Source organism: Trinickia sp. (assembly GCF_051961175.1).
Classification (GTDB): domain Bacteria; phylum Pseudomonadota; class Gammaproteobacteria; order Burkholderiales; family Burkholderiaceae; genus Trinickia.
The window spans coordinates 1-7,629 of sequence record NZ_JBQCDN010000229.1; the positions used below are offsets into that span (position 1 = coordinate 1).

Annotated in this window: 8 protein-coding genes and 1 pseudogene; all 9 read left to right on the forward strand. The window is 62.9% G+C overall.

The window, feature by feature from the left end; all coding sequences use genetic code 11:
• Positions 1-370 (forward strand): flagellar basal body rod protein FlgC (gene flgC, locus ACTHL0_RS13990; RefSeq protein WP_440567347.1); only part of this gene is annotated, 370 nt, incomplete at its 5' end.
• 11 nt (positions 371-381) lie between these two features.
• Entirely contained in the window at positions 382-1,119 is a 738-nt protein-coding gene (locus ACTHL0_RS13995; RefSeq protein ID WP_440567348.1) for a flagellar hook assembly protein FlgD, read from the forward strand.
• A 35-nt stretch (positions 1,120-1,154) separates the two neighbouring features.
• A complete protein-coding gene (gene flgE / locus ACTHL0_RS14000; RefSeq protein ID WP_440567349.1) occupies positions 1,155-2,393 on the forward strand; it encodes a flagellar hook protein FlgE in 1,239 nt (412 codons plus the stop codon).
• A 45-nt stretch (positions 2,394-2,438) separates the two neighbouring features.
• On the forward strand, positions 2,439-3,197 hold the full coding sequence (gene flgF, locus ACTHL0_RS14005; protein WP_440567350.1) for a flagellar basal-body rod protein FlgF: 759 nt from the start codon (positions 2,439-2,441) through the stop codon (positions 3,195-3,197).
• Between the two features lie 52 nt (positions 3,198-3,249).
• Positions 3,250-4,038 carry a flagellar basal-body rod protein FlgG gene (gene flgG, locus ACTHL0_RS14010; protein WP_440567351.1) on the forward strand — a complete coding sequence of 263 codons (789 nt, stop codon included), beginning with the start codon at positions 3,250-3,252 and terminating at the stop codon, positions 4,036-4,038.
• Positions 4,039-4,146: 108 nt separating this feature from the next.
• A complete protein-coding gene (gene flgH, locus ACTHL0_RS14015) occupies positions 4,147-4,872 on the forward strand; it encodes a flagellar basal body L-ring protein FlgH (protein ID WP_440567352.1) in 726 nt (241 codons plus the stop codon).
• A gap of 20 nt (positions 4,873-4,892) precedes the next feature.
• Positions 4,893-6,059 (forward strand): flagellar basal body P-ring protein FlgI, encoded by a 1,167-nt coding sequence (locus tag ACTHL0_RS14020; RefSeq protein WP_440567354.1) that lies wholly within the window; start codon positions 4,893-4,895, stop codon positions 6,057-6,059.
• 21 nt (positions 6,060-6,080) lie between these two features.
• Positions 6,081-7,106: a flagellar assembly peptidoglycan hydrolase FlgJ gene (flgJ, locus tag ACTHL0_RS14025; protein WP_440567353.1), complete on the forward strand. Its 1,026-nt coding sequence runs from the start codon at positions 6,081-6,083 to the stop codon at positions 7,104-7,106.
• 404 nt (positions 7,107-7,510) lie between these two features.
• A pseudogene (locus ACTHL0_RS14030) lies at positions 7,511-7,629 on the forward strand (flagellar brake protein); the annotation flags it as partial.

The following is a 7,629-nucleotide window of genomic DNA, read 5'->3' on the forward strand; positions in this document are numbered from 1 at the left end:
CGAACGGCTCAACGTCACCGCGTCGAATCTCGCGAACGCCAACAGCACGACGGGCCCCGACGGCCAGCCGTACCGGGCCAAGCAAGTCGTGTTCGGGGTCAAGCCGCTCGGCGGCGCGCATACGCAAAGCGGCCAGCAAGTGGGCGGCGTGCAGGTGACCAATGTCATCGACGACCCGACCCCGATGAAGACGACCTACGACCCGACCAATCCGGCCGCGAACGCGGACGGCTACGTGACGATGCCCAACGTCGACCCCGTGCAGGAAATGGTGAACATGATCTCGGCCTCGCGCTCGTACCAGGCCAACGTCGAGACGCTGAACACCGCCAAGAACCTGATGCTGAAGACCCTGACGATCGGCACCTGAGGAGAATAGTAGTGACGTCATCCAACACCACCATCAGCGGCGGCGGTACGATTTCGCAGCAATTGCTCAATGCCGTCAACGGGACCAAGTCGAGTGACGGCTCGTCGAGCACCAGCGCATCGGCCAGTCCGAATTCCCCGAGTTCCCTTCAGCAAACGTTCCTGCAACTGCTCGTCACGCAGTTGCAGAACCAAGACCCGACCAACCCGATGGACAGCTCGCAAATGACCTCGCAGCTGGCCCAGATCAATACAGTGACGGGCATCAGCCAGCTCAATACGACGCTGACGTCGCTGGCCTCGCAGCTCTCCGCCGGGCAAAACGCCCAGGCTTCGCTGCTGATCGGCCAGAACGTGCTCATCCCCGCCGCATCCACGGGCGCGACGACGACGGTCGCGAGCGGTGTCTCGTCGGGCTTCGGCGTGTCGCTGTCCTCGGCCGTGTCGGACCTGAAGGTCACGGTGAAAAACTCCTCGGGGACGATCGTGAATACGCTCGATTTCGGCGCACAACAGGCCGGGACGGTTCCCGTTTCCTGGAAGCCCACCGATTCGTCGGGCAACACGCTGCCCGACGGCACCTACACGATTTCGGCGGCCGGCACGAGCACGACCGGTGCGACTGCGACCGTGACAGCGCTGACCGGCGCGCAAGTCCAAAGTGTCGTTCAACAAAGCGACGGCAGCACGGGCCTCAAGCTCAACAACGGCGACACGATTGGCATGTCCAGCGTGTCCGCCATTCTGTAACGAACCTAAGAATTCATCGGAAGGGAGACCGCTAAATGGGCTACCAACAAGGCTTGAGCGGCTTGTCCGCATCGTCGAACGACCTCGACGTCATCGGCAACAACATTGCGAACGCCAACACCACCGGCTTCAAGCAAAGCACGGCGCAGTTCGCCGATCTGTACGCGAACACGATCGCGAGTTCGGTCAACGATCAGATCGGTATCGGTACGCAGCTCGCGGGCGTTCAGCAGGACTTCAAGCAAGGCACGTTCACGACGACGGGCCAGGCGCTGAACGTGGCGATCAACGGCACGGGTTTTTACCAGATGTCGAACAAGGGCACGCTGACGTACTCGCGTAACGGTGTGTTCCAGCTCGACAAAAACGGATTCATCACGAACGCGCAAGGGCTGCAGCTGATGGGCTACGCGGCGAACGGGAACGGCGTCATCAATTCGGCGCAGACGGTGCCGATTCAAGTTCCGACGACCAACATCGCGCCGGTCGCCACGCAGAACATCACGGCGCAGCTGAACCTGAATTCGCAGGACACGGTGCCGGCGGTGACGCCGTTCTCGTCGACGAACTCGCAGACGTACAACTACTCGACGTCGATCCAGACCTACGATTCGCTCGGCGGCTCCCAACAGGTCAATATGTACTTCGTGAAGACGGCCGCGAACGCGTGGGACGTCTACTCCGGTCCTGCTTCCGGCGCGATCAGCAAGATTGGCTCGGTGGGCTTCAGCACCGCAGGCGCGCTGACGACGACGACGGCCACGGCGCCGGCGACGAGCCCGTCCACGGGCGAGCTGACGTTCACGATCCCGAATACGGACGGTAGTGCGACGCCGCAATCGGTCACGCTGAACATGACGGGCACGACCCAGTACGGCGGCTCGGACGGCGTGAACAATCTGGCGCAAGACGGCTTTGCTTCGGGCCAGCTCACGAACTTCTCGATCGGCGCCGACGGCACGATTTCGGGCACGTACTCGAACGGCCGCACGCAATCGCTCGGCCAGATCGTGCTCGCGAACTTCAACAACCCGAACGGCCTGCAAGACCTCGGCGGCAACGAATTCGCGCAAACGGCGGCTTCGGGCGTGGCGCAGATCTCGGCACCGGGCAGCACGAACCACGGCACGCTGACGGGCGGCGCGGTGGAAAACTCGAACGTCGACTTGACGAGTCAACTCGTCGATCTGATCACGGCGCAGCGCAACTACCAGGCGAATGCGCAGACGATCAAGACGCAGCAGACCGTCGACCAAGCGCTGATCAACCTGTAAGCGGGTTAGCTTGCTAGCCGCACGCACCGTAAGAGAAGGCGAGTCATGGACCGACTGATTTACACCGCGATGACGGGCGCCTCCGAGGCGCTCGAACAGCAGGCCGTCGTGGCCAACAATCTGGCAAACGCGTCGACGACGGGTTTTCGCGCGCAGCTCGCGAACTTCCGCAACGTTCCGATGAGCTTCGGCGACGGTTCGACGGTGAACAACGACACGACGCGTACGTTCGTGCTGACGTCGACGCCGAGCTCGGACTTCGCGCCGGGCGCGATTTCGCAGACGGGTAACCCGCTCGATGTCGCGGTCACGAGTCAGGGCTGGTTGTCCGTGCAGGCGCAGGACGGCTCGGAAGCCTACACGCGTGCCGGCAATTTGCACGTCGATGAAAACGGCCAGCTGGTGACGGCCACGAACTTGCCTGTGCTCGGCACCGGCGGCCCGATCGCGGTGCCGCCCGGGGCATCCGTGACGATCGGCAGGGACGGCACCGTCTCGGCGCTCGGCGCCGGCGATTCGCCGTCGCAGATCGTCGTGCTCGATCAGCTCAAGCTCGTCAATCCCGCCCCGAGCTCGATGACGCGCGGCGACGACGGATTGTTCAGGACCGCCGACGGCCAGCCGGCCGACGCCGATCCGGCCGTCACCGTTGCGCAAGGTGCGCTCGAAGGCAGCAACGTGAATTCCGTCGCGGCGATGGTCTCGATGATCTCGAACGCGCGTCAGTTTCAGATGCAGACGAAGCTGCTGCAAACGGCCGATCAGAACGATCAGACCGCCAACCAGTTGCTCTCGTTCACCTGATCGGTTCTCGACCAGAACCTAGAACCGAATAGCCAGTACCAGGAGATTTACCATGAATCGCTCGCTTTACATCGCCGCCACCGGCATGAACGCGGAGCAGTCGCAGATGGATGTCATCTCGAACAACCTCTCCAACGTGAGCACCAACGGCTTCAAGGGCTCGCGCGCGGTGTTCCAGGATCTCATCTACCAAACGCTGCGTCAGCCCGGCGCAAACTCGACGCAGCAGACGGAACTGCCCTCGGGCCTGCAGGTTGGCACGGGCGTCCAGCAAGTCGCGACCGAACGTCTGTATACGCAGGGCAACCTGCAACAAACGGGCAACTCGAAAGATGTCGCCATCAATGGCAACGGCTTCTTCCAGGTGCAGATGCCCGACGGCACGACGGCTTACACGCGCGACGGTTCGTTCCAGACGAACGCGCAGGGCCAGCTCGTGACCTCGAGCGGCTACCCGGTCGTGCCGCAGATCACGATTCCGCAGAACGCCACGTCGATGACGATCGGGCGCGACGGGACGGTCAGCATCACGCTGCCCAATTCGACCAACAACCAGACGATCGGCACGATGCAGCTGGCGACGTTCATCAACCCGGCCGGTCTTGAATCGAAGGGCGAGAACTTGATGCAAGAAACGACGTCCTCGGGTGCGCCGAACGTGACGACACCGGGCCTGAACGGCGCGGGCACGCTCAATCAGGGCTATGTGGAAGCGTCGAACGTGAACGTCGTGCAAGAGCTCGTGAACATGATCGAGACGCAGCGCGCGTACGAAATCAACAGCAAGGCGGTCCAGACGTCGGATCAGATGTTGCAGACCTTGAGCCAGATGTCGGTTTAATAGTGAGTACCCCCTGACCTGTCGCTGCGCGACAGGCCCCCCGAGGGGGGGCAAGAGAACTTGAGGCAGCAGGACCGTAAGATTTTGATGAGCAGGCGGTAGACGAAGATGTGGCAAACGAGCCGAATCCCCTTTCGCGTGCGCGGGCTGCGCGCGGCAGCCAAGCTGGCCTATGCGAGTGCGCTCGCAGGGGTGCTGACGGGCACTTTCGCCGGATGCGCGCAGATCGAGCACCGCGAGCCGATCGTGCAGCAGCCGATGACGGCGACGCCGCCGGTGCCGCCGCAACTGCAGCCGCCGGGGTCGATCTACAACCCCGGCTATGCCGGTCATCCGCTGTTCGAGGATCAGCGTCCGCGCAACGTCGGCGACATCCTCACCATCGTCATCTCCGAAAACATCAATGCGACGAAGTCCTCGGCCGCGGCCGCGGGACGTAACGGCACTTCGAGCCTGTCGGTGCCGACGGCGGGCTTCCTGAAGGGCCTGTTCAACCACATGGATCTGAGCGCATCGGGTGCGAACACGTTCGGCGGTTCGGGCGGTGCGAACGCCTCGAACACGTTCAACGGCACGATCACGGTGACAGTCACGAACGTGTTGCCCAACGGCAATCTCGTCGTGAGCGGCGAGAAGCAGATGCTGATCAACCAGGGCAACGAGTTCGTCCGGTTCTCGGGTGTGGTCAATCCGAACACCGTGTCGGGCGAGAACACGGTGCTGTCGACACAAGTGGCCGACGCGCGCATCGAATACTCGGCGAAGGGCTATATCAACGAAGCGGAAACCATGGGCTGGCTGCAGCGCTTCTTCCTCAACCTGGCGCCATGGTGATCGCGATGACGTTGACTTCGATTCGCCGCGTCTTTTACGCCTTGCGCGTGTTGCGCCGCGGCCTCCTGCTCGTGGGCCTGCCTCTGTTGGTGGCGTTCGCCGCCGCCGGCGCAGCGCATGCCGAGCGCTTGAAGGATCTCGTGCAGATCCAGGGCGTGCGAGACAATCCGCTGATCGGCTATGGCCTTGTCGTCGGTCTCGACGGCACGGGCGACCAGACAACGCAAACGCCGTTCACGACGCAAACCCTGACGAACATGCTGGCCAACCTCGGCATCTCATTGAACAGCGGCCAGGCGAACGGCGTCAATCCGGCGCAGAACATGCAGCTGAAGAACGTCGCGGCCGTCATGGTGACGGCCACCTTGCCGCCGTTCGAGCGGCCGGGCGAGGCGATCGACGTTACCGTTTCTTCGCTCGGCAATGCGAAGAGCCTGCGCGGCGGCACGCTGCTGCTCACGCCGCTCAAGGGCGCCGACGGGCAGGTCTATGCATTGGCCCAGGGCAACGTGGCCGTGGGCGGCGCCGGTGCGAGCGCCAACGGCAGCAAGGTGCAAGTCAATCAGCTCGCGGCCGGCCGGATTCCGGGCGGCGCGATCGTGGAGCGCGCGGTGCCGACGCAAGTGTCGCAAGCGGGCGGCATGATGCAGATGGAGCTGAACGACATGGATTACGACACGACGCAACGGATCGTGGCTGCGGTGAACAACGCGTTCGGCGCAGGCACGGCGATGCCGCTCGACGGCCGCACGATCCAGCTGCGTGCCCCGGTCGATCCGGGCCAGCAAGTGGCGTTCATGGCGCAGCTCGAGAATCTGGACGTGCGCCCGGCGCAAGCGGCCGCGAAGGTGATCCTCAATTCGCGCACGGGTTCGATCGTCATGAACCAGATGGTGACGCTGCAAAGCTGCGCGGTGGCGCACGGCAACCTGTCGGTCGTCATCAATACGCAGACGGCCGTGAGCCAACCGGGCGCGTTCTCGAACGGGACGACCGTCGCCACGCCGCAATCGCAGATTTCGATGAAGCAGGACAACGGTTCGCTCAAGCTCGTGACGGCCGGTGCGAATCTGGCTGATGTCGTGAAGACGCTCAATGCGCTCGGTGCGACGCCGGCCGATCTGATGTCGATCCTGCAAGCCATGAAAGCCGCGGGCGCATTGCGCGCGGATCTCGAGATCATCTAAGAGAAAAGAGAAGGTGCCCAGATGAACCCGAACACCACGTATAGCGGCAAGGTCGATACCGGCACCAGTACCGATATCTCGAACCGCTTCGCGCTCGATGTCCAGGGCTTCGACGCACTGCGCGCCCAGGCCGGCGCCGATCCGCAGAAAGCATTGAAGTCCACCGCCCGGCAGTTCGACGCGGTGTTTATACAGATGATGCTCAAGAGCATGCGCGAGGCCACGCCGGAGGACGGCATCCTCGATTCGAACGACAGCAAGCAATACACGTCGATGCTCGATCAGCAGCTCGCGCAGCAGCTCTCGTCGAAGGGCGTCGGAGTGGCCGATGCGCTGATCAAGCAACTCTCGCGCAACATGGGCATGGGCGACGCGGGCGGTGCCGGTGGCGCCGGCGCGCTCGGCACTATGCTCGGCGGTGCGACGGGTGCGGCCGGTGGCAGTGGCGGCAGCGGCGATGCCGGCAATACGGCGATGCTTAACGCACTGGCGCGCGCGTATTCGAATGCGCAATCGAACGGATTGCTCGCATCCGGCAAGGGCTACTCGTCGCAAAGCGCACTGACGCCGCCGCTGCGCGGTAACGGCGAATCGACGAAGGTCGATGCGTTCGTCGACAAGATGGCGGCGCCGGCGCAGGCGGCCAGCGCGGCAACGGGCATTCCGGCGCGCTTCATCGTCGGCCAGGCGGCGCTTGAATCGGGCTGGGGCAAGGGCGAGATCAAGAACGCCGACGGCACGGCGAGTCACAACGTGTTCGGCATCAAGGCCACGTCCGATTGGACCGGCAAGACGGTGGCCGCGGTCACGACCGAGTACATCAACGGCAAGGCGCGCAAGGTGGTTCAGAAATTCCGCGCATACGGTTCATACGCCGAAGCGATGACGGATTACGCCAAGATGCTGCGTGACAATCCGCGCTACGCGTCGGTGCTCTCCACTTCGCACGATGCGGCCAGTTTCGCGCACGGCATGCAAAAGGCCGGCTATGCCACGGATCCGCACTATGCGAAGAAGCTGATTTCGATCATGAAGCAGATGGTTTAACGATTTGACGGTTTGACCGATATCGGCTTTTTTGCCGGTATCGCGGATTTTTACGGGGAGCGCCAACGAAGCGCGACGGGGCCAAGCGGGGAAAAGACGGCATCGAGGCCGGCCGCCGGAAGGCAGCCGGCCTAGCCGCGTCGTGCATGCGGCAATGGACAGAGCCGCATCAGGCGCACGATAATGGCGCCGATCATCGGCGTGAGCGATAGAGGAACGGTTGCCGGCCCAAGCCAATAACCGGGTGTTTGCTCGAATAGTAAAAAAATATTTCGAGAATGCCTCTAAACTTTGCACGTACGATGCCGCTAATCAGACGAGACCCTGTTCGGATCGCTGTAACGCATCCGAAAGCTTTGGCGTCGACGTGCAGTGCACGCCGCGCAAGTTTGCATACCGAGCCCATGGATACCAATCAGTCGAATGGCCCGACGGAGGATACAGCCGAAAGCGATCATGATTTCGGCCGCCGCAATCCGCTCGAAATCGGCGTTCAGCTCCGCAATTTGGCCAATCGCGGCGA